This is a genomic window from Erwinia billingiae Eb661 (assembly GCF_000196615.1).
GTDB lineage: Bacteria > Pseudomonadota > Gammaproteobacteria > Enterobacterales > Enterobacteriaceae > Erwinia > Erwinia billingiae.
This window is the reverse complement of sequence record NC_014306.1, coordinates 3,993,200-4,017,123: the sequence shown is the minus strand read 5'-3', so window position 1 is coordinate 4,017,123 and position 23,924 is coordinate 3,993,200. Positions and strand designations below refer to the sequence as shown.

At 58.7% G+C, this 23,924-nt stretch carries 14 protein-coding genes; 10 read left to right on the top strand and 4 right to left on the bottom strand.

Translation table 11 applies throughout. From position 1 onward, the window contains the following. The first annotated feature begins 5 nt into the window (after positions 1–5). The 8 genes from EBC_RS19730 (at position 6) to lplT (ending at position 17,130) form a co-directional block, all read left to right on the top strand. Complete coding sequence (locus EBC_RS19730; RefSeq protein WP_013203613.1) at positions 6–3,125, top strand: efflux RND transporter permease subunit; 3,120 nt, start codon at positions 6–8, stop codon at positions 3,123–3,125. Beyond that, positions 3,125–4,537 carry an efflux transporter outer membrane subunit gene (locus EBC_RS19725; protein ID WP_013203612.1) on the top strand — a complete coding sequence of 471 codons (1,413 nt, stop codon included), beginning with the start codon at positions 3,125–3,127 and terminating at the stop codon, positions 4,535–4,537. The genes EBC_RS19730 and EBC_RS19725 overlap by 1 nt, the downstream gene beginning before the upstream one ends. Before the next feature lie 161 nt (positions 4,538–4,698). After that, the gene (locus tag EBC_RS19720; RefSeq protein WP_013203611.1) at positions 4,699–5,940 is read left to right on the top strand and encodes an MdtA/MuxA family multidrug efflux RND transporter periplasmic adaptor subunit; all 1,242 of its coding nucleotides are present in this window, start codon (positions 4,699–4,701) and stop codon (positions 5,938–5,940) included. Next, entirely contained in the window at positions 5,937–9,119 is a 3,183-nt protein-coding gene (locus EBC_RS19715; RefSeq protein ID WP_013203610.1) for an efflux RND transporter permease subunit, read from the top strand. The genes EBC_RS19720 and EBC_RS19715 overlap by 4 nt, the downstream gene beginning before the upstream one ends. Next, positions 9,116–12,205, top strand: coding sequence for an efflux RND transporter permease subunit (locus tag EBC_RS19710; RefSeq protein ID WP_013203609.1), 3,090 nt, complete (start codon positions 9,116–9,118; stop codon positions 12,203–12,205). Before EBC_RS19715 ends, EBC_RS19710 begins: the two co-directional genes overlap by 4 nt. A gap of 5 nt (positions 12,206–12,210) precedes the next feature. Beyond that, the gene (locus EBC_RS19705) at positions 12,211–13,611 is read left to right on the top strand and encodes an efflux transporter outer membrane subunit (protein WP_013203608.1); all 1,401 of its coding nucleotides are present in this window, start codon (positions 12,211–12,213) and stop codon (positions 13,609–13,611) included. Between the two features lie 146 nt (positions 13,612–13,757). Beyond that, the gene (gene aas / locus EBC_RS19700; RefSeq protein WP_013203607.1) at positions 13,758–15,926 is read left to right on the top strand and encodes a bifunctional acyl-ACP--phospholipid O-acyltransferase/long-chain-fatty-acid--ACP ligase; all 2,169 of its coding nucleotides are present in this window, start codon (positions 13,758–13,760) and stop codon (positions 15,924–15,926) included. Then, positions 15,919–17,130, top strand: coding sequence for a lysophospholipid transporter LplT (gene lplT / locus EBC_RS19695; RefSeq protein WP_041692111.1), 1,212 nt, complete (start codon positions 15,919–15,921; stop codon positions 17,128–17,130). The genes aas and lplT overlap by 8 nt, the downstream gene beginning before the upstream one ends. A 74-nt stretch (positions 17,131–17,204) precedes the next feature. Here the strand turns inward: lplT and EBC_RS19690 are convergent, their stop codons facing one another. From EBC_RS19690 to mutH, 4 genes are all read right to left on the bottom strand, one after another. Then, the gene (locus tag EBC_RS19690) at positions 17,205–18,245 is read right to left on the bottom strand and encodes an NADP(H)-dependent aldo-keto reductase (protein WP_013203605.1); all 1,041 of its coding nucleotides are present in this window, start codon (positions 18,243–18,245) and stop codon (positions 17,205–17,207) included. 195 nt (positions 18,246–18,440) lie between these two features. Beyond that, positions 18,441–18,656 (bottom strand): YgdI/YgdR family lipoprotein, encoded by a 216-nt coding sequence (locus tag EBC_RS19685; protein WP_013203604.1) that lies wholly within the window; start codon positions 18,654–18,656, stop codon positions 18,441–18,443. Positions 18,657–18,834: 178 nt separating this feature from the next. After that, on the bottom strand, positions 18,835–19,545 hold the full coding sequence (locus tag EBC_RS19680; protein WP_013203603.1) for a TerC family protein: 711 nt from the start codon (positions 19,543–19,545) through the stop codon (positions 18,835–18,837). A 103-nt stretch (positions 19,546–19,648) separates the two neighbouring features. After that, entirely contained in the window at positions 19,649–20,335 is a 687-nt protein-coding gene (gene mutH / locus EBC_RS19675) for a DNA mismatch repair endonuclease MutH (RefSeq protein ID WP_013203602.1), read from the bottom strand. A gap of 687 nt (positions 20,336–21,022) precedes the next feature. Between mutH and rppH the strand changes: the two genes are divergently transcribed. Further along, positions 21,023–21,550, top strand: coding sequence for an RNA pyrophosphohydrolase (rppH, locus tag EBC_RS19670; protein WP_013203601.1), 528 nt, complete (start codon positions 21,023–21,025; stop codon positions 21,548–21,550). Between the two features lie 12 nt (positions 21,551–21,562). Continuing rightward, a complete protein-coding gene (gene ptsP, locus EBC_RS19665; RefSeq protein WP_013203600.1) occupies positions 21,563–23,809 on the top strand; it encodes a phosphoenolpyruvate--protein phosphotransferase in 2,247 nt (748 codons plus the stop codon). The last annotated feature ends 115 nt before the right edge of the window (positions 23,810–23,924 follow it).

Here is a 23,924-nt window from a genome sequence, read left to right as displayed (position 1 = left end):
ATCTGATGTCTAAATTCTTCATTGAACGCCCCATCTTTGCCTGGGTGGTGGCGATCATTGTGATGCTGGTCGGTGGATTATCCATCCTCAAGCTGCCGATTAACCAGTATCCCAATATTGCGCCACCGGCGATCTCGGTTCAGGTCACCTATCCTGGCGCCAGCGCCGAAACCGCGCAGAACACCGTGGTGCAGGTTATCGAACAGCAACTGAGCGGCATCGATAACATGCGCTATATCGAGTCGCAGAGTAACAGCGACGGCAGCGCCACCATCATCGTCACCTTCGATCAGGGCACCGATCCGGATATCGCTCAGGTACAGGTGCAGAACAAGGTGTCGCTGGCGGAATCTCAGCTGCCGACCGAAGTGACCCAGCAAGGGATCAACGTGCGTAAGTACCAGGCCAACTTTATGTTGGTGGTCAGCCTGATCTCGACCAACGGCAAGATGAGCAACGGTGACCTGGCCGACCTGCTGGTGTCAAAGCTGGAAGATCCGATCTCCCGTACCAAAGGCGTGGGTGACTTTATGGTGATGGGCTCGGAATACGGCATGCGTATCTGGGTCGACCCGGCCAAACTGTATAAGTATCAGCTGATCCCCAGCGATGTTTCTACCGCCATCACCCAGCAGAACGTGCAGATCTCCAGCGGTAAGCTGGCGGGCCTGCCGACCATTCCGGGGGCGAAATTCAGCGCCACCATCATCGGTAAAACCCGTCTGCAGTCGGTGAAAGAGTTCGAAAACATCCTGCTGAAGGTCAATCCGGACGGCTCTCAGGTGCGCCTGCGTGACGTGGCGAAAGTGGATTTGGGGCCACAGGATTACAGCATTTCCGCGACCTATAACGGCAAACCGTCTGCGGGTATGGCGCTGCGTCTGGCCAGTGGTGCCAACGTGCTGGATGCGATTAACGCGGTGCGCGCCACCGTTGACGGCATCAAAGGTTCGCTGCCGGACGGCGTGCAGGTGACCTTCCCGTACGACACCTCGCCGGTGGTTAGCTCGTCGATTGAAGAAGTGGTAAAAACGCTGTTCGAAGCCATCGCGCTGGTGTTTGTGGTGATGCTGGTGTTCCTGCAAAACCTGCGCGCCACGCTGATCACCACCATGGTAGTGCCGGTGGTGCTGCTCGGGACCTTTGGCATCCTGTCGGCCTGCGGCTACACCATCAACACCCTGACGATGTTCGGCATGGTGCTGGCCATCGGGCTGCTGGTGGACGATGCGATCGTGGTGGTGGAAAACGTCGAGCGCGTGATGCACGACGAAGGGCTGGATCCCAAAGCCGCCACGCTGAAATCAATGGAGCAGATCCAGGGCGCGCTGTTTGGTATCGCGCTGGTGCTGTCGGCCGTGCTGCTGCCGATGGCCTTCTTTAGCGGATCGACCGGGGTTATTTACCGCCAGTTCTCGATCACCATCGTCTCGGCGATGGCCCTGTCGGTGCTGATGGCGCTGATCTTCACCCCGGCCTTGTGCGCCACCATCCTGAAACCAGGATCGGCAGATCACAAAACCACAGGGCTGGCGGGCTGGTTTAACCGCAAGTTTGACAGCGGCACGCTGCATTACAGCAACAGCGTCGGCCATGTGATCGCCAAGCGTAACCTGTTCCTGGTGATCTATCTGCTGCTGGTGGTGGCCACCGGCTATCTGTTCACCCGCGTGCCGACCTCCTTCCTGCCGGATGAAGATCAGGGCGTGATGATGATGCAGACCACGCTGCCCGCCAACGCCTCCAGCGAACGAACGCAGCAGGTGCTGGATGATATTCAGTCCTGGCTGCTGAAGAACGAGCCGGAAGTCAGCTCGGTGTTCTCGCCGAACGGCTTCAGCTTCTCCGGGCGCGGGGAAAACACCGCGATGTCCTTTGTGCTGCTGAAGCCCTGGGCGCAGCGTAACAGCGAACAGACCGTGCAGAAGCTGGCGCAGCGCACCATGGCGCACTTCGGCTCGCTGCAGGATGCCAAAGTCTTTGCCCTGGTGCCGCCTGCGGTCATGGAACTGGGCAACGCCACCGGCTTTGACTTCTTCCTGCAGGATACCGACAACAAAGGCCACGAAGCGCTGATGGCCGCCCGTAATCAGTTCCTCGGCATGGCCGCGCAGGACAAGCGCCTGATGGCGACCCGTCCGAACGGCATGGAAGATGAGCCGCAATACCATCTGATCATTGATGACGAGCGGGCAAGGGCGCTGGGCCTGAGTCTGGAAGACATCAACGACACGCTCTCCACCGCGTGGGGTTCAACCTACGTGAACCAGTTTATCTACCACGGCCGCGTGAAGAAGGTCTATCTGCAGGGCAACGCCGGTTCACGCGTGACGCCTGAAGATTTGAACAAGTGGTACTTCCGCAACACCAGCGGCGAAATGGTGCCGTTCTCGGCCTTTGGCAGCGGCAAGTGGGAATACGGTTCGCCGCGTTACGAGCGCTTTAACGGCATCTCGGCGGTAGAAATCATGGGTTCACCGGCTGCGGGCTACAGCTCGGGCGATGCCACCAAAGCCGTGGAAGAGATTGCCGCCAAACTGCCGGCGGGCTTCAAGGTGCAGTGGCATGGCCTGTCGTATGAAGAACAGAGTTCCGGCTCGCAGACGCCCGCGCTCTATACCCTCTCAATCCTGGTGGTGTTCCTCTGCCTGGCGGCGCTGTACGAGAGCTGGTCGATCCCGTTCTCGGTGATCCTGGTGGTGCCACTGGGCGTGCTCGGCACCATTCTGGCGGTGCTGATGCGCGGGCTGGAGAACGATGTGTTCTTCCAGGTGGGGCTGCTGACCACCGTCGGGCTGGCGGCGAAAAACGCCATTCTGATTGTCGAGTTTGCCAAAGAGCTGCATGAGAAAGAGGGCAAAGGGCTGGTGGAAGCGGCGATGGAAGCGGCCAAACTGCGTATCCGTCCAATCATCATGACCTCGATGGCCTTTGTGCTTGGCGTACTGCCCCTGACTCTCTCCAGCGGCGCGGGCGCAGGGAGCCAGCACTCCATCGGCACCGCCGTGGTCGGCGGGATGATCACCGCCACCTTCCTCGCCATCTTCTTCGTGCCGATGTTTTACGTCGTGGTGGCGCAACGCTTCTCAGGTAAGAAAAAAACGCATATTGAGGTGAAGAAATAATGCTACGCAAGACGTTAACCCTGGCCGCGCTGCCGATGGCGATGATGCTGGTGCTCAGCGGCTGTACTATGGAGCCGACGTACCAGCGCCCGGCGCTGCCGGTGGCGGCAGATTATGGCCAGCAGGGCAAGGATCGGGCCGGAAACGGCGCGGATATCAGCTGGCAGAACTTCTTCACCGATCCGGTGATGAACAAGCTGATTGCGCTGTCGCTGGAGAATAACCGCGACCTGCGCGTTGCCGCGCTGAATGTCGATGTGGCCCGTTCGCAGGTGCAGATTGACCGGGCCGCATTGCTGCCCTCGGTGGACCTGAGCGCGTCCCAGACCGCCGCGCATCTTCCGGGTAATCTGTATAACACCGCCTCAACCGGCCCGGTGACCTACCATGAGTTGAACACCAGCCTGGGCGTCACCGCCTGGGAGCTGGATTTCTTTGGCCGCCTGCGCAGCCTGCGTGACCAGACGCTGGAAAGCTACCTGGCCACCGCTGCCACCCAGCGCGCCACGCAGATCAGCCTGATCTCCGAAGTGGCGTCTGGCTATCTGTCGCTGTGTGCGGATAACGAGCTGCTGAAGCTGGCGATGGACACGGTGAAAAGCCAGCAGGATTCTTACAACCTGACCAAACGCAGCGTCGATGGTGGCGTCAGCAGCGAGCAGGATCTGGTGCAGGCGGAAACCTCGGTGCGGACCGCTCAGGCGGACGTTGCGTCTTATACCCGTCAGGTACGTCAGGACGTCAACGCGCTGGCGCTGCTGGTCGGCACCAATCTGCCGTCCGACATGCTGGCCAATGCCCGCCTGAACAAAAACTGGCACTTCCCGGCGACGCCATCCGGTCTGCCTTCGGATCTGTTGACCCGTCGTCCGGATATCATCGCGGCGGAGCATGAGCTGAAAGCGGCGAATGCCAATATCGGCGCGGCGCGTGCGGCGTTCTTCCCAAGCATCAGCCTGACGGCTTCCGGCGGATCGACCTCCAGCAGTCTGGGGCATCTGCTGGAAGGCGGCACGGCGGCCTGGTCCTTTGGGCCGAGCATCAACCTGCCGATCTTCGACGGCGGCGTGAATTCGGCTAACCTCGATATCGCGCATTTACAGAAGCGAATTGAAATTGCCGACTACGAAAAATCGATCCAGACGGCATTCAAGGAAGTGGGCGATGCGCTGGCCGGACAGGACACCTACAAAGATGAACTGACGGCCAGAGAGCAGGATGAGCAGGCGAATCAACGGAACTATGACTTCGCCCATATCCGCTATCAGCAGGGAGTGGATAACTACCTCAACGTGCTGGTGGCGCAGCGTTCACTGTATGCGGCGCAGCAATCGCTGATAACCACTCAGTTAGGACGGTTGAACCAGCAAATAACACTGTATAAAGCGCTCGGCGGTGGTTGGAAATCATGATTCCCTTGATTTCCTTACGAAATCCTTACGCTCTGAGGATGGAATTTAATCACCCCCCTCGCTCATAATAGCGTCAGGCCAGTTTTGCTGGCCTGACCTTTTTCAGGCGTGGGCAACGGCCCCCGTTGAACCCTTTGCCTCACTTGACTCCACAGAGCCTCATGACCCCAACGACTTCGAAAACCTCATCCTCCCGACGTAAAAAAATCATTTTACTGATCCTGGTCATCCTCGTTGCCCTGCTTGCCTGGCGTTTCTGGCCGCACGGGGGTGGAGAAGCGGGTGGTCCTGGTGGACCGGGGGGCCATGGCGGTATGCGTGGGCCTGGCGGTCCGGGGATGATGGCCGGTGCGGTGACGCCGGTGCACGCGGGTGAGGTCACGACGGCGGATGTTCCGGTCTATCTGACAGCGTTAGGCACCGTGGTGGCTAACTCGACGGTGACGGTCACCAGCCGGGTCGACGGACAGTTGATCAAGGTGCTGTTTACCGAAGGGCAAAAAGTGGAAGCAGGGCAGGTGCTGGCGCAGGTCGATCCGCGCAGCTATCAGGCCACGCTGGCGCAGTATCAGGGTGATTTAAGCCAGAATCAGGCGCTGCTGAAAAGTGCCGAACTGACGCTGGCGCGTTACCGCAAGCTGTTTGCCCAGGACTCGCTGGCTCGCCAGGATCTGGATACGCAGATTGCCACCGTTGGCCAGTATGCCGGCACCATCAAGGCCGATGAGGCACAGATTGCCGCCGCTAAGCTGAACCTTGAGTTCACCAAAATCACCTCACCGATTGCCGGTCGCGCCGGTTTACGCCTGGTCGACGCGGGCAATATGGTGCACACCACCGATACCACCGGCATCGTCACCATCACCCAGACCCAGCCTGCCGCCGTGACCTTTAGCGTGCCGCAGAACAACATTCCTGTTCTGCTGAAGTCGCTGCACAACGGCCAGAGCCTGCCCGCCACCGCCTTCGATCAGGATGGCAACGCCGAGCTGGCCAGCGGCAGCGTGCAGTTTATCAGCAACCAGATTGATACCAGCACCGGCTCGGTGAAGCTGAAAGCACTGTTTGCCAACCAGGACGAAACGCTGTATCCCAACCAGTTTGTGAACCTGCGGCTGCAAACCGGCACGCTGAAACAGGCGACGGTGATCCCGGCCCAGGCCCTGCAGCTGAGCAGCGATGGCAGCTTTGTCTACGTGATCAATAAAGACCAAACCGTGACCCGCAAGGCGGTTAAAACCGGGCCAACGCTGGGGGACACGCAGCAGGCGATCCTCTCCGGCGTCAGCGCGGGTGAGCAGGTGGTTACCGAAGGGATCGATCGCCTGAGCAACGGCAGCAAGGTGAAAGTGGTGACCGCCGCAGAAACCAAAACCGCCAGCGGGAGCGCGAAAGCGCAATGAATCCCTCTCGCATCTTTATCGAACGTCCGGTTGCCACCATTCTGCTGATGGTGGCGGTGCTGCTCTCCGGCATCTTCGCCTACCGCTTCCTCTCCACCTCGGCGCTGCCGCAGGTGGATTACCCGACCATTCAGGTGACCACGCTCTATCCTGGCGCCAGCCCGGACGTGATGGCCTCGTCGGTGACCGCGCCGCTGGAACGCCAGCTTGGGCAGATGGCGGGCCTGAGCCAGATGGCGTCCAGCAGCTCCAGCGGATCCTCGGTGATCACCCTGAAGTTCTCGCTGGATCTGTCGCTGGACGTGGCCGAGCAGGAAGTGCAGGCGGCGATCAACGCCGCCGACAGCCTGTTGCCGTCCGATCTGCCGAACCCGCCGACCTACAAAAAGGTTAACCCGGCGGATACCGCAGTCATCACCCTGGCGGCGAGTTCGGACACGCTACCGCTGATCAAAGTGCAGGACCTGGTCAACACCCGCGTGGCGCTGAAGCTGTCACAGATTTCCGGCGTCGGTATGGTGACGCTGGCGGGCGGACATCAGCCGGCAATCCGCGTACAGATGGACCCGAAAGCGCTGGCGGCCCACGGGCTGACGCTGGAAGACGTCAATACGCTGATCGGCAACAGCAACGTTAACGGCTCGAAAGGCGGATTCGACGGTCAGTATCACTCGGTGACCATCGACGCCAACGATCAGCTGCGCACGGCGGAAGAGTACGGCAACCTGATCCTGACGTATCAGAACGGCGCGGCGCTGCGATTGCACGATATCGCCACCATTCAGGAAGCGGCGGAGAACACCTATCAGTCGGCGTGGGCCAATAATTCCCCGGCGATTGTGATCAGCGTGCAGCGCCAGCCCGGCGCGAACGTGATCTCGGTGGTGGATGCGATTAAAGCACAGCTGCCAACCCTTCAGGCCGCCTTGCCGGATGGCGTCAAGGTGCAGATCCTTTCCGACCGCACCCAGACCATTCGTGCCTCGATCAGCGACGTCCAGTTTGAGCTGATGCTGTCGATTGCACTGGTGGTGATGGTCACCTTCCTGTTCCTGCGCAACGTGGCTGCCACGCTGATCCCCAGCATTGCCGTGCCGCTTTCGCTGGTCGGCACCTTTGGCGTGATGTACCTCGCCGACTTCAGCCTGAATAACCTGTCGCTGATGGCGCTGACCATTGCCACCGGCTTCGTGATTGATGATGCCATCGTGGTGGTGGAGAACATCTCGCGCCGTCTGGAGCAGGGCGAAACCCCGATGCAGGCCGCGCTGAAAGGCTCGGCGCAGATCGGCTTCACCATTATCTCGCTGACCTTCTCGCTGATTGCGGTACTGATCCCGCTGCTGTTTATGGGCGATGTGGTCGGGCGCTTGTTCCGCGAGTTCGCCATCACGCTTGCGGTGTCGATTCTGGTGTCGATGGTGGTGTCATTAACGTTAACGCCGATGCTGTGCGCCTATCTGCTGCGCCATATTCCCGAAGAGCGGCAGAGCCGTTTCTACCGTAAAGGCGGCCAGTTCTTTGACAAGCTGATTGCCGGTTACGATCGTCTGCTGACCATCGTGCTTAATCATCAGCGGCTGACGCTGCTGGTGGCGCTGGCGACGCTGGTGTTTACCGGCCTGCTGTATCTGGTGATCCCCAAAGGCTTCTTCCCGTCGCAGGATACCGGGCTGATCCAGGGCGTCACCGTGGCCTCGCAGGATATCTCGTTCAGTGAAATGGCCAAACGTCAGCAGGCGCTGGCGGCTATCGTGCTGAAAAACCCGGCGGTGGAGAGCCTCTCATCCACCATCGGCATCGACGGCACCAACACCAGCCTGAACAGCGGACGGCTGCAAATTAACCTTAAGTCGTTTGACCAGCGCGATGAGCGCGCCGACCAGGTGATTGCCGAACTGAAGCAGGCCACGGAGAGCGTGCCGGGCATCCAGCTGTATATGCAGGCGTCGCAGGATCTGACGGTAAACGATCAGGTCACGCCGGATCAGTATCAGTTCTCGCTGGATGATGCTGACAGTGAAAATCTGGTGAGCTGGTCGCCAAAACTGGTGGCCGCGCTGAAAAAGCGGCCGGAGTTCAGTTCGGTGGTCAGCAATCTGCAGGATCAGGGGCAGGTGGCCTACGTCGAGCTGAACCGCGATGCGGCTGCCCGCTATGGCATCACCGCGGCGGACGTCGATACCGCGTTGTATAACGCCTTCGGCCAACGCCTGGTGTCGACCATCTTTACCCAGTCGAATCAGTACCGCGTGGTGCTGGAAGTGGCGCCGAAATATCAGCAGTCTCCGGCCTCGTTTGATGATATCTATCTGGCGCCGGCCAGCAGCACAACGACCAGCAGTTCGGATACGGATTCGACCAGCACCACCAGCACCACGTCAACCAGCGACAGCAGCACAAGCACTACCGCCAGCACCACCGGCATGGTTAAGCTGACGTCGATTGCCACCATCCATCAGCGTATCGGCTCGCTGACCCATATGCGCCTCAATCAGTTCCCGGCGGTGACCGTCTCCTTTAACCTGACGGACGGTTATTCGCTGGAAGATGCGCAGCAAGCGATAGCGGAAACCCAGCAAAGTCTGGCGCAGCCGTCGAGCATCACCCTGCGTTATCAAGGGGAAACGGCGGCATTCCAGAGCGCCACCAGCAATACGCTGTGGCTGATCCTCGCCGCGCTGCTGACCATGTATGTGGTGCTGGGCATTCTGTATGAAAGCTTTATCCATCCGGTGACCATTCTCTCGACGCTGCCGTCCGCGGCGGTCGGCGCACTGCTGACGCTGCTGCTGTCGGGAACCGAATTCAGCCTGATTGCGCTAATCGGGGTGATCCTGCTGATCGGCATTGTGAAAAAGAACGCCATTATGATGATCGACTTCGCGCTGGACGCGGAGAAGCATCAGCATCTCAGCCCGCGTGAGGCGATCCATCAGGCCTGCCTGCTGCGTTTCCGCCCGATCCTAATGACCACCATGGCGGCGCTGCTGGGTGCGCTGCCGCTGATGCTGGCATCCGGCTCTGGCGCGGAGCTTCGCCAGCCGCTGGGACTGGTGATCGTCGGCGGATTGATCTTCAGCCAGGTGCTGACGCTGTTCTCCACGCCGGTGATCTACCTGTGGTTCGACCGCATGGCAGAGCGTACCCGCCGCAGAATGCGTAAGGTTCGCGGATGAATATCACACGGCTGTTTATCTTCCGGCCGGTCGCCACGCTGCTGCTGACCATGGCGCTGCTGCTGTTGGGCGCGCTCGGTTACCGCCTGCTGCCGGTGGCCCCGCTGCCGCAGGTGGATTTCCCGACCATTATGGTGACGGCGAAGCTGGCGGGTGCCAGCCCGGAAACCATGGCTGCCACGGTGGCCACGCCGCTGGAGCGATCGCTCGGGCAGATTGCCGGCATCACCGAGATGACCTCCAGCAGTTCGGCGGGATCGAGCAATATCATTTTGCAGTTCGATTTGAGCCGGGACATCAACGGTGCCGCGCGTGACGTGCAGGCGGCGATCAATGCCGCCCGCAGCCTGCTGCCGAGCAGCATGGCGTCGCTGCCGACCTACCGTAAAGCCAACCCGTCCGACGCGCCAATTGTGATGCTGGCGCTGACCTCCACCACCCGCACCAACGGCGAGCTGTACGATATTGCCGACAGTAAAATCGACCAGAAGATTGCCCAGGTGCAGGGTGTCGGCGATGTGTCGCTGATGGGCAGTGCGCTGCCGGCGGTGAGAATCGATCTGCAACCGCAGATGCTGACGCACTTCGGCGTGTCGATGGATACGGTGCGCGAGGCGATAGCCAACAGCACCACCAATCTGCCGAAGGGGATGTTGCAGGGCGAACATCAGTCGTGGGTGGTGGACAGCAACGGCCAGCTCGATAAGGCCAGCGAATACCGCAAGCTGGTGGTCAGTTATCAGGACGGCAGGGCGATCCACCTCAGCGATGTCGCCACGGTGTATGACTCGGTCGAAGACAAATACAACGTCGGCTACTACAACCAGACGCCATCGGTGATGATCGGCGTGACCCGTCAGGCGGGCGCCAATATGCTGGAAACCATCGATGCGATCAAAGCGCAGCTGCCGGCGCTGGAGAAGGATCTGCCGGCGGACGTGGCGCTGAAAATTGTCGTCGACCGCTCGCCCAACGTTCGCGCCTCGCTGTATGACACCGAAGAGACGCTGCTGATTGCCGTGCTGCTGGTGATCGGCGTGGTGTTCGTTTTCCTGCGCAACGTGCAGGCGGTGTTGATCCCGGCGCTGGCGTTGCCGGTGTCGCTGATTGGCACCTGTGCCGTGATGTATATGCTCGGCTACAGCCTTGATAACCTGTCGTTGATGGCGCTGATTATCGCCACCGGCTTTGTGGTCGACGATGCGATCGTGGTGCTGGAAAACATCACCCGTTATATCGAAGAAGGGATGAGCCCGGTTCGCGCTTCGCTAAAAGGCGCGCACGAGGTGAGCTTCACCGTGCTGTCGATGACGCTGTCGCTGGTGGCGGTGTTTATCCCCATCCTGTTGATGGGCAGCATTGTCGGGCGGCTGTTCCGCGAATTTGCGGTGACGCTGACGGTGTCACTGATTATCTCAATGCTGGTTTCGCTGAGCCTGACGCCGATGCTCTGTTCACGGCTGCTGAAACGCCGACCGGCGGTCACCAGGCGTCCGCACCCGGTTTATCAGTGGATTGAAAACGGCCTGAACCGGCTGCTGGCGGCGTATTCCTCGGCGCTGGACTGGGTGATGCATCACCAGCGGTTGACGCTCTTTAGCCTGATCCTGACGGTGCTGCTGAATCTGTTCCTCTATTCGGTGGTGCAGAAAGGCTTCTTCCCCAATCAGGATACCGGCCTGTTGATGGGCATGTTGCGGGCCGACCAGAACGTCTCTTATCAGGCAATGAAGCCCAAGCTGCAGCAGTTCGCCAAAATGATTGAGCAGGATCCGGCGGTGGATGGCGTGATGGCGTCGATGGGCAGCGGGGCGTTCGGCTCGCGCAACACCGCCAACTTCTTTGTGCATCTGAAGGACTTCGACAAGCGCGATGCCACCGCCACCGAAGTCGCCAACCGGCTGAGCGGCAAATCGGCCAATATCCCCGGCGTGCAGCTGTTCCTGATGGCGGCGCAGGATATTCATATCGGTGGACGCAGCGCCAACGCCTCTTATCAGTACAGCCTGCAGGCTGACGATCTCGATACCTTGCGCATCTGGACGCCCAAGGTCAAAGCCGCGCTGGAAGCGATCCCGCAGCTGACCAGCGTCGACTCTGATGCCCAGACCGGCGGCCAGGAAGTGATGATCAATATCGATCGCGACCGGGCAAAACGGCTTGGCGTGGATGTGAATATGCTGGATACGCTGCTGAACAACGCCTTTTCCCAGCGGCAGGTGGCCACGCTGTATAAAACGCTTAACCAGTATCATGTGGTGATGTCGGTGCAGGATGCCTACACCCGCGATCCGCAGATGCTGGAGAACATGTTTGTGGTCAACGACGAGGGCGCGCAGGTGCCGATCTCAGCCTTTGCCAGCTTCAGCGGGGCGAATGCGCCGCTGTCGGTGGCGCATCAGGGCCAGTCAGCGACCAGCACCATTGCCTTTAACCTCGCCGATGGCGTCTCGCTGGAACAGGCCTCGGCGCTGATCAAAACGGCGATGGCGCAGATCGCGCTACCGGACAGCATTCAGGCCGGCTTCCAGGGCACGGCGAAAGCCTTTGCCGACCTATCCGCTTCGATGCCGTGGCTGATCCTCGCCGCGCTGGCGGCGGTCTATATCGTGCTGGGGATGCTGTATGAAAGCTATATCCATCCGCTGACCATCCTGTCGACCTTGCCGTCGGCGGGCGTTGGCGCGCTGCTGCTGACCGGCACCCAGCTGACGGTGATCGCGCTGATCGGCATTCTGTTGTTGATCGGCATTGTGAAAAAGAACGCCATTATGATGATCGACTTTGCGCTGGCGGCCGAGCGTAAGCAGGGACTGTCACCGCAGCAGGCGATCACCCAGGCCTGCCTGATGCGTTTCCGCCCGATTATGATGACCACGCTGGCCGCCTTCTTTGGCGCGCTGCCGCTGGCGTTGGGCAGCGGTGGCGATGCCGATTTACGCAGTCCGCTGGGGCTGGCGATTGCCGGCGGCCTGGCCTTGAGCCAGCTACTCACTTTATTCACCACTCCGGTGGTGTACCTCTATCTTGATCGCGCCAGCCGGGCCACGAAACGCCAGTGGGCCCGCCTGCGTCATGCTGAATAATGATAATGAAAATGACTAAACTGACCCCTGTTTTGCTGGCGCTGATCCTGAGCGGCTGTGCCGTTGGCCCTGATTACCATCGTCCAACCGCCAGCGTGCCCAGCCAGTACAAAGAAGCCAAAGGCTGGCAACAGGCCAAACCGCAGGATGCGGATAGTAAAGGCGCGTGGTGGGCGGTTTACCACGATGAATCGCTGGCCGGGCTGTTGCAGCAGGTGTCGATTTCCAACCAAAACGTCGCGCAATACGAAGCGCAATATCGTCAGGCGCAGGCACTGGTGTCGGGATCCCGCTCGGATCTGTTTCCCAGCGTGACCGGAACCGGCGCTTCCACCCGCAGCGGCAGCGCCAGTAACACCACCACCGGCTCGGGCCGCACGGTCAGCAACAGCCACTCGCTGGAAGCCAGCGCCAGCTGGGAGCTGGATATCTGGGGCAAACTGCGTCGCACGCTGGAAGAGAACAAGGCCAGCGCGCAGGCCAGCGCCGCCGAGTTAGCCAACATCACGCTGAGTGCGCAGTCCGAACTGGCGCAGGATTATTTCCAGCTGCGGATTATGGATCAGCAGATCGCCCTGTATCAGCAAAGTGTCGACGCCTATCAGCGCTATCTGAAGGTAATCGACAACAAATACCAGTCCGGCAGCGAATCCCGCGCCACGCTGGCGCAGGCGCAGGCCCAGCTGGAAAGCGCCCGGGCGTCCGCGCTGGATCTGACCTGGCAACGGGCGCAGACCGAACATGCCATCGCCATGCTGATCGGCAAAACCCCCGCTGAATTCAGCCTGCCTGCCGCACCGCTTACCGCCACGCTGCCGACCACCCCGAACGCGCTGCCGTCCGAGCTGTTGCAGCGCCGTCCGGATATCGCCTATGCCGAACGTACCGTGGCTTCGGCCAATGCTGCGGTGGGCGTGGCGATTGCCGGGTACTATCCAGACCTGACGCTTGGCGCCACCGGCGGCTTCTCCAGTTCCACCTTCAGCAATTTGCTCTCGCTGCCCAACCGCGTCTGGTCATTAGGGCCGGAGCTGAGCGGCACGCTGTTGGACTTTGGTGGCACCTCGGCGAAAGTCGATCAGGCCCGCGCCGCCTATGATGCGGACGTGGCAAGCTATCGCCAGGCGGTGCTGACCGGCTTCCAGGAAGTGGAAAACTATCTGGTTGAGCTGAACACTCTGCAGGACGAGATGCTGGCGCAGCAGCGGGCGACCGACGCGGCGAAAGAGTCTGCGCGCGTCACCTATAACCAGTATCAGGCCGGGATGATTGATTATCTGGATGTGGCGACCACCGAGAACACCAGCCTCAGCTCACAGCAGAGCCTGTTGTCGCTGCAAAGCACGCAGTGGGTTGCCAGCGTCCAGCTGATTGCCGCGCTGGGCGGCGGCTGGCAGGACCGGTGATGGCAGAGAGTGCGGAAGGCCTTTAAACCCGATGTGAAGCCGGTTCCATCCTGACCTGTTTGAGGACTATTTTGCCTGCAGAGCATTGAGTTGTGGCGCTGGATACTGCATCGTTAGAGCCAACTTTTTTATGCTAAGGAGTTGGCATGCTATTTAAAACTTTCCGCCTGCTGTTTCGCCTGTGCTTCGGCACCCGCCTGCAGGGCGATCTGTCTGGATTATATAAAGAAAAAGTGCTGATTGTGCCCAACCACATGTCGTTTCTCGACGGCGTGTTGCTGGCCGTTTTTCTGCCGGTAAAACCGGTGTTTGCCGTTTACTCGTCGGTCAGTCAGCACTGGACGATGCGCCTGGCCAGCAAAGTGGTCGATTTCGTGCCGATGGATCCGACTAAGCCGATGTCGATCAAGCATCTGGTGAAAATGATAGGCCAGGGCCGTCCGGTGGTGATCTTCCCGGAAGGCCGTATCACCGTGACCGGCTCGCTGATGAAAATCTACGACGGTGCCGGCTTCGTGGCCGCAAAATCCCAGGCTACCGTGGTGCCGCTGCGTATTGAAGGGGCGGAATATACCCCTTTTGGTCGCCTGGCCGGCGTGTTTAAGCGCCGTCTTTTCCCGCGCATCAGCCTGACCGTATTGCCGTCCACCATTATCCCGATGCCGGACGCGCCAAAAGCGCGCGATCGCCGCAAGCTGGCGGGCGAGCATCTGCATCACATCATGATGGAAGCCCGTATGGCGGTGCGTCCACGCGAAACCCTGTATCAGGCCTTTCTGTCTGCGCGTACCCGGTATGGCTACTTCAAACCGGCAATCGAAGACGTCAATTTCACGCCTGACAGCTACACCGGCCTGCTGAAAAAATCCCTCGGCGTCGGCCGTATTCTGGAGCGTTATACCGCGCCCGGTGAATATATCGGTCTGCTGTTGCCTAATGCGACGGTTACCGCGGCGGCGATCCTCGGTGCGTCGATGCGCGGACGTATCCCGGCGATGCTGAACTACACCGCTGGAGTAAAGGGCGTCAGCAGCGCGCTAAATGCTGCGGAAGTGAAAACGGTCTTCACCTCCCGCCAGTTCCTCGACAAAGGCAAGCTGTGGCATCTGCCGGAAGAGATTACCCAGGTGAAATGGATCTTCCTCGAAGATCTGAAAGACACCGTCACCACTCAGGACAAGCTTTGGATCCTGCGCCATCTGCTGATGCCGCGTCAGGCCGAAGTGAAGCAGCAGCCGGAAGATGCCGCGATGGTGCTGTTTACCTCCGGATCGGAAGGCAACCCGAAAGGCGTGGTGCACTCCCATAAAAGCCTGCTGGCCAACGTTGAGCAGATCAGAACCGTGGCGGACTTCACGCCGCGCGACCGCTTTATGTCCGCGCTGCCGCTGTTCCATGCTTTTGGCCTGACGGTGGGACTCTTTACCCCGCTGATGACCGGCGCGCAGGTGTTCCTCTATCCCAGCCCGCTGCATTATCGCATCGTGCCGGAACTGGTCTATGACCGTAACTGCACCGTGCTGTTCGGCACCTCCACCTTCCTCGGCAACTATGCGCGCTTCGCCAACCCGTACGATTTTGGCCGGCTGCGTTATGTTGTCGCGGGTGCGGAAAAATTACAGGAAGGCACGCGCCAGACCTGGATGGACAAATTTGGTATCCGTATTCTGGAAGGCTATGGCGTGACCGAGTGCGCGCCGGTCGTGGCGATTAACGTGCCGATGGCGGCGAAAAACCATACCGTTGGCCGCATTCTGCCGGGCATGGATTCACGTCTGATTTCGGTGCCGGGCATTGAGCAGGGCGGTTTGCTGCAGCTGCGCGGCCCGAACATTATGAAAGGCTATCTGCGGGTGGAAAATCCTGGCGTGCTGGAAGCCCCACAGGCCGATAACGGTGAAGGGCAGATGGAAGCCGGCTGGTACGACACCGGTGATATCGTCAGCTTTGACGATCACGGCTTCTGCCAGATCCAGGGCCGCGTGAAGCGCTTTGCCAAAATCGCCGGTGAAATGGTCTCGCTGGAAACGGTTGAGCAACTGGCGCTGAAAGCCTCGCCAGAGAAGCAGCATGCCGCCTCAATGAAGCCGGACGGCAACCGTGGCGAAGCCCTGGTGCTGTTCACCACCGACAGCGAACTGAGCCGCGATGGGCTGCAGAAAGCCGCGCGTGAGTTGGGCAGCCCGGAGCTGGCGGTGCCGCGAGACATCCGCTTCCTCAAGCAGCTGCCGTTACTGGGCAGCGGTAAACCTGATTTCGTCACCCTGCGCAGCATGGCCGAAAATCCAGAGAACGCGGAGAACGCCAATGACTAACCCCGCCAACCCTCAGGGGCTGATGTCGAAAGGGATGATGGCGGTGATTGCCGCCCAGTTCCTCTCCGCGTTTGGTGATAATGCGCTGCTGTTTGCTACCCTCGCGGTGCTGAAGCAGCAGGTCTATCCCGACTGGAGCCAGCCGGTGTTGCAGATGGTGTTTGTTGCCACCTACATCATTCTGGCGCCGTTTGTCGGCCAGATGGCGGACAGCTTCGCCAAAGGTCGGGTGATGATGTTCTCTAACGGCCTCAAGCTGCTGGGCGCGCTGACCATCTGCTTCGGTTTTAATCCGTTTCTCGGCTACAGCCTGGTCGGCGTCGGCGCGGCGGCCTATTCACCGGCCAAATACGGCATTCTCGGTGAGATCTCCGGTGGCGATACGCTGGTGAAAGCCAACGGCCTGATGGAGTCGTCGACCATTGCCGCCATTCTGCTGGGATCGATTGCCGGTGGCGTGCTGGCTGACTGGAACCTGACCGGCGCACTGGTGGCCTGCGTCGCGGCCTATGGTCTGGCGGTTGCCGCCAATACCCTGATCCCGACGCTGACGGCGGCCAGACCTGGCCAGTCGTGGCATCCGGCAAAAATGTCGGCCAGCTTCTTCAGCGCCTGCCGCATTTTGTGGCGTGATGGCGAAACCCGCTTCTCGCTGGTCGGCACCAGCCTGTTCTGGGGCGCAGGCGTCACGCTGCGCTTCCTGCTGGTGCTGTGGGTGCCGGTGGCGCTGGGGATTACCGATAACAAAACCCCGACCTTGCTGAATGCCATGGTCGCCATCGGTATCGTCTTTGGCGCGGGTGCCGCAGCGAAACTGGTGACGCTGAAAAACGTCGGCCGCTGTATGCCTGCTGGCGTGCTGATTGGTGTGGCGGTGGTCTTTTTCTCGCTGCAACACACCACCACCGGCGCTTACGGCCTGCTGATCGTGCTGGGTATGTTGGGCGGATTCTTTGTGGTGCCGCTGAACGCGCTGCTGCAAATGCGCGGTAGAGAGAGCGTTGGCGCAGGCAATGCAATCGCCGTGCAGAACCTCGGTGAGAACAGCGCAATGCTGCTGATGCTGGGGCTTTACTCGCTGGCGATCAAACTTGGCGCGCCGCCGGTGGCGACAGGGGTGGGATTTGGGGCGCTGTTTGCGCTGGCGATTGCCGTGCTGTGGGGATGGCAGCTGGCGCAGAAACGTCACAAGCGCAGCGTATAGCTAAAGGAAGGCAGTGTCGTCGCGGCTTATAAGGCGTGAATAACCGAGGCGGGAGCGATCCCGCCTCGGTTTTTTTATGGTGAAGGGAAAGTATAACGACGATGAATCGCTTCCAGTTCCTGCAACACGTCTTCGGTCAGCGTCAGATTGTAGCTGTCGATATTAATCTGCAGCTGCTCAAGCGTGGTGGCACCCAACAGGGTACTGGCAACAAACGGCTGCTGACGGACAAAGGCCAGCGCCATCTGCGACGGATCCAGACCGTGTTTTTTCGCCAGCGCCACGTACTCGGCGATAGCCAGCTGAGCCTGCTCACCGCTGTAACGGGTGAAGCGGCTGAACAGCGTATTACGCGCACCTTCCGGTTTGGCACCGTTCAGGTATTTACCACTTAAGGTCCCAAACGCCAGGCTCGAATAGGCCAGCAGCTCAACGCCTTCAAGGTGGCTGATTTCCGACAAACCGACTTCAAAGCTGCGGTTCAGCAGGCTGTACGGGTTTTGGATGCTGACAATGCGCGGCAGCTCGTGTTTTTCCGCCAGCTGCAGGTAACGCATCACGCCATAAGGGGTTTCGTTGGAGACGCCGATATAGCGGATCTTACCGGCACGCACCTGTTCGTTCAGCGCTTCCAGCGTTTCCAGCAGGGTGACGGTGGCCGTGGTGTCGTTGTATTCGTAGCTCAGCTTGCCGAAATAGTTGGTCTGACGCTGTGGCCAGTGCAGCTGATACAAATCCAGATAATCAGTCTTCAGACGCTTCAGGCTGGCATCCAGCGCTTCACGAATGTTTTTGCGATCCAGCGCCTGATTCGGGCGAATTGACGCATCGGCGCCACGCACCGGGCCGGCCACTTTGGACGCAAGGATGATTTTGTCACGATTGCCGCGGGCCTGAAGCCAGCTGCCAATGTATTTTTCGGTTAAACCCTGGGTTTCCGGACGCGGAGGCACCGGATACATTTCTGCGGTATCAATAAGGTTAATACCGGAACGGAGAGCTAAATCTAACTGCGCATGGGCGTCGGCTTCGCTGTTCTGCTCACCAAACGTCATGGTTCCCAACCCCAGGCTACTGACTTCCAGGGTGCTGTGGGGGATACGGTGATAGTGCATGTGCCGGCTTCCTTTTTACATTATTAAAAGGTTCTGGAACCTGAAGAACGGCCTGCAATGAGGTGCATAGCCCCGCGGTACGTGCTCAGGTCCGGCATTTGACTATAACCGCCGTTCGCTGCAGGGGGAAGAGGGGATTTATCGGGAAATGCGGGCAGAGCCACCAACGGATTGCCAAAGGTGGCTTAATTTGACTTAGCGCTCAACGATGGAGGAAACATCATCACCGTTGATTTGTAACTCATGGCCAGAGCGGTCGGTATATTTCACCAGGCCGGTCTCTTTATCAATCTCAGGTTTGCCCTGGGTCATGATCATGTTGCCTTCCTTAGTCGCCATCACGTAATCGCTGCTACACCCGCTGACCAGCACGGCCAACATAAGCGCTGCTGCGCCAAACATATACTTCATACTTCGCTCCCTTAAGGCCCGCTACTGAATACTGGTACGTCCATTAATAACGCATTTTGGCAACAGACGCAGTAGTAGATGTCCGAAAATGTGCTGCGAGCACGTCGGGCCATTGACATTAATCGTAAGATGATACTACAGAGCGAGGTACTGGCCGGCGTGACCGGCCAGTAAAGGATCAGGCGAGGTTCTTTTTAGAGCGCATCAGGTTCAGGCATTCCACGGCCATTGAGAAGAACATGGCGAAATAGATATAGCCTTTAGGAACATGCACATTGAAGCTTTCCAGTATCAGCGTAAAGCCGACTAAAATAAGGAAAGCCAGCGCCAACATTTTCACCGAAGGATGACGGTCAACGAAGTCGCCAATGGTTTTAGCAGCGAACATCATCACACCCACCGCAATCACCACGGCGGCCATCATAATAATCAGATGATCCGACAGGCCGACGGCGGTGATCACCGAGTCGAGGCTGAAAATAATATCCAGCAGCATAATCTGCACGATGGCACCGACAAACGAGTGCACATTGGTTTTATGCTCGGCATCGCCGCCTTCAATGGTTTCGTGGATCTCCGCGCTGGATTTCCACAGCAGGAACAGGCCACCGAACAGCAGGATCAAATCGCGGGCGGAGAAGCTGTGATCCATCAGGGTAAACAGCGGCGTGGTCAGGCGGATCACCCAGGCAATGGACGCTAACAGACCCAGACGCATTAACATCGCACCGGCTAAACCTACACGGCGAGCGGTATTCTGTTGATGTTTAGGGAGTTTGGCGACTACCAGGGAGAGGAAAATAATATTATCGATACCGAGGACGATCTCCAGAATCGTCAGCGTGCCCAGGGCCAGCCAGGCATTGGGATCTGCAATCCAATCAAACATGCTAACTTTGCTTCCTAAACGAAAAGTAAACGAGGAGTATACGCAACCCGTGGTCGCGCCGCTATCCTGCTTTCCTTTTATCTGGGGCGGTCAGCCCGTCGGATTACAATAAAAAATGGCGGGCCAGCAGGGGACCGGTGAAGCTTTTCTTCAGATAAAAACCGCGCGGTAAGGTCATAATCGGCTGGCCGTTAGTGCCAATCCCTTCGGTCAGCGCTTTGCTGTTGGCGGCTTTGGGGCGGATTTGCAGCACTTCACCGTGGCGGGCGGTGATCTTTTCGACCTGCCCTAACACAATCATATCCATCAGCTCTTCCCAGTCGCGCTGCAACAGCGCTTCCTCTTCCTCACTGGCACTCCACAACAGCGGCGCACCCACCCGACGCTCAGCCAGCGGGATCGCCCGGTCACCCTCAACGGGAACCCATAAAACTCTGGCCAGTTTGTGCCGCACATGGCTGGTCTGCCAGGTGACGCCGCTGTTGCCGGTCAGTGGCGCGACGCAGACGAAGGTGGTTTCCAGTGGGCGACCCAGCGCGTCTATCGGGATGGTTTTCAACTCCACACCAATCTCGGCAAAATCCTGCTCGGGCTTGCTGCCGGCACTGGCTCCCAGGTAGCGTTCCAGTAACATTCCGACCCAGCCTTTATCCCGACGCAGATCCTGCGGGATCTTCAGACCGGCTCTTGCCGCCAGTTCACCCAGCGTAAAGCCTGCCAGCTGTTGGGCACGATCCAGCAGCACGGTTTCGTTTTCTGGCGGCGTTAGCGGAATAAATTCAGAACTCATGGATAACTCTCTGTTGCCGTTCAAAAAATCACCACTCTTTTGCACAGGGAAAATTAAGGCAAAGCGGATTGTGCAAAACAGGAATAATAGCATGATAAATCATGATTTTTTACCCCGCCATCCCCGGTAAAAAAGGGAAGGGCAAAAGGTTATGCCCGACTTGTCACCGACAATGAACAGGATCACCCCCCCTGTTATCCACAGAAAAATGGGATAACTCGTCTTTTACGCGAACACTGTTTCGATTTACAGCCTTGACTGTGGCTGTTTTGCCACTTTTTGCACGATTTATGCTTAAGTGAGCGGCATATCCTGTGGATAAAAACGCGGGTGTTCGATCTTTCACCAGTCACTGAATATCCCTCTGTGACAGCAGGATGACGTGAGGCATTTTTCGGTGGAAATCAGGATAATTCCGAGGTTTTAGAATCAGTTAATCAGCCGGTAAAATCGGGAGCCGATTGGGCGTCAAAAAGTTTTCCCCAACCGTTAAGGGAGTTCTGCACAAAGCTATCCACAGAAAACGTGAATAAGATCGCGCTTTCTGGCCGGTCTCTGTTTATAACTTGGTGCAAAACTGTGAGTTATCCCGCGTCAGCCACGTGCTGAGGGCGTAAAGCAGTGGTTTACCACCTGTAAGGAGTATGAAACAATCAGAACATCCGAGTTTTAGTTTGAGGTAGTCCAGTGATCGATGATGATGGCTACCGCCCGAATGTTGGTATCGTAATTTGTAACAGGCAGGGACAAGTGTTGTGGGCCAGACGTTTTGGCCAGCACTCCTGGCAGTTTCCCCAGGGTGGGATCAATGCGGGTGAAACTGCGGAGCAGGCGATGTACCGGGAACTGTTCGAGGAAGTCGGTTTGCACCGCAAAGATGTGCGCATCCTTGCCTCTACCCGAAACTGGTTACGCTACAAGTTGCCAAAACGTTTGGTGCGTTGGGACACAAAGCCGGTTTGTATCGGCCAGAAACAAAAATGGTTTCTTTTGCAGTTAATGTGCAATGACGCAGATATCAATATGCAGACCAGCAGCACGCCGGAATTTGACGGCTGGCGTTGGGTCAGTTTCTGGTATCCGGTTCGTCAGGTGGTCTCGTTTAAACGCGACGTTTATCGCCGCGTGATGAAAGAGTTCGCCAGCGTGGTCATGCCACTGCAGGAGACGACCGTACAGCGAAATATGCCCGCTTATCGACGGAAGAGAGGTTAAGCCACGTAGATTATGCTCACACAGCTGCGCGAAATAGTTGAAAAAGTGGCAGGTGCGCCCCGGTTAACCGAGGCGCTTGATATCCTGGTCAATGAGATCTGCCTGGCAATGGATACCGAAGTCTGTTCGGTGTATCTGGCCGATCACGACCGCCGCTGCTATTACCTGATGGCGACCCGTGGCTTAAAAAAGCCGCGTGGTCGTACCGTCGCACTGGCCTTTGACGAAGGGATCGTCGGGCTGGTGGGCCGGCTGGCTGAGCCAATCAACCTGGCTGACGCGCAAAGTCATCCCAGCTTCAAATATGTTCCTTCCGTAAAAGAAGAGCGTTTCCGCTCGTTCCTCGGCGTGCCGATCATCAGCCGACGCCAGCTGTTAGGCGTTTTGGTGGTTCAGCAGCGCGAACACCGTCAGTTTGACGAGAGCGAAGAGTCTTTCCTCGTCACGCTGGCCACGCAGATGGCGACCATTCTGTCGCAGTCACAGCTCAACGCCCTGTTTGGTCAGTACCGCCAGACCCGCATTCGTGCGCTGGCCGCATCCCCAGGCGTGGCGGTGGCGGAAGGGTGGGTGGACACCACGCAGCCTTCGCTGGACCTGGTGTTTGCCGCGTCCACGCTGGATACGCACCGCGAACGTGAGCGCCTCTCTCTGGCGATGGATGAAGCCTCCAGCGAATTCCGTCGCTACAGCAAACGCTTTACCGCCAGCGTGCACAAAGAAAGCGCGGCAATCTTCGACCTCTATTCCCACTTACTCAGCGACAACCGGCTGAAGAAAGATCTCTATGCGGAGATTGACGCCGGTTCAGTGGCTGAGTGGGCCGTTAAAAAAGTCATTGAGAAGTTTGCTGCACAGTTTGCCAGCCTGCAGGACAGCTATCTGCGTGAGCGTTCGGGCGATCTGCGGGTGCTGGGACAGCGCCTACTGTTCCACCTCGATGACAGCGTGCAGAGCACCAGTACCTGGCCAGAAAAGTTTGTGCTGGTGGCCGATGAACTCACCGCCACCACGCTGGCCGAGCTGCCGCACGACCGTTTAGCGGGTGTGGTGGTCAGGGACGGTGCCGCCAACTCACACGCCGCCATTATGGTGCGCGCGATGGGCATTCCAACGGTGATGGGCGCGGATATTCAGCCCGAGTTGATGAATGGCAGGCTGCTGATCGTTGACGGCTATCGCGGTGAGCTGCTGGTGGATCCTGAACCGGTACTGGTACAGGAATACCAGAAGCTGATCAGCGAAGAAAATGAACTCAGCAAGCTGGCCGAAAATGTCGTTGAACAGCCCGCCACGCTGAAAAGCGGTCAGCCGGTGAAGGTGATGCTGAATGCCGGTCTGAGCGCTGAACATGAAAAAGCGCTGGGAAGCTGGGTGGATGGTGTCGGTCTGTACCGCACTGAAATTCCTTTTATGCTGCAAAACGGCTTCCCTTCAGAAGAGGAGCAGGTCGCGCAGTATCAGGGCATGCTGCAGCTGTTCCTCGACAAGCCGGTGACGCTGCGCACCCTGGATATCGGCGCAGATAAACAGCTGCCGTATATGCCGATCAGTGAGGAAAACCCGTGCCTCGGCTGGCGCGGCATTCGCCTGACGCTGGATCAGCCGGAAATTTTCCTCGTGCAGGTTCGCGCCATGCTGCGCGCCAACGTCGCCAGCGATAACCTCAGCATTCTGCTGCCGATGATCACCAGCATCGATGAAATTGATGAAGCCAAACGGCTGATCGATCGTGCCGGGCGCGAAGTCGAAGAGATGCTGGGTTACACCATCCCGAAACCGCGCATCGGGGTAATGATCGAAGTGCCATCGATGATCTTTATGATCGGGCATCTGACCGGCCGCGTCGATTTTGTGTCGGTCGGCACCAACGATCTTACCCAGTACTTACTGGCGGTCGACCGCAACAATACGCGGGTCGCCAATCTGTACGACAGCCTGCATCCGGCGGTGCTGCGCGGTTTGAAAACCATTGCGCTGGAAGCCGAAAAGGCGGGCGTTGAGCTCTGCCTGTGCGGCGAGATGGCGGGTGATCCGATCTGCGTGGCGGTGCTGATTGGCCTGGGTTATCACCACCTGAGCATGAACGGCCGTAACGTGGCGAGGGTAAAATACCTGCTGCAACACATTGATTACGAAGAAGCCCACGCGCTGGCCAACCGCGCGCTTGACGCGATGCTGGCCAGCGACGTCCGCCACCTGGTTGCCGCCTTTATGGAGCGACGTGGCCTTGGCGGGCTGATCCGCGGCGGGCGCTGAATCTCTTAACAAAGTTTACAGTTCCGCGAGATCGCAACAATTCGGGCTGTGCTATTATGCGCGCCTTAATGCAGCGCCCCGCGCGCACTGGTTTACTTATTCCGTCGCCTGCAGG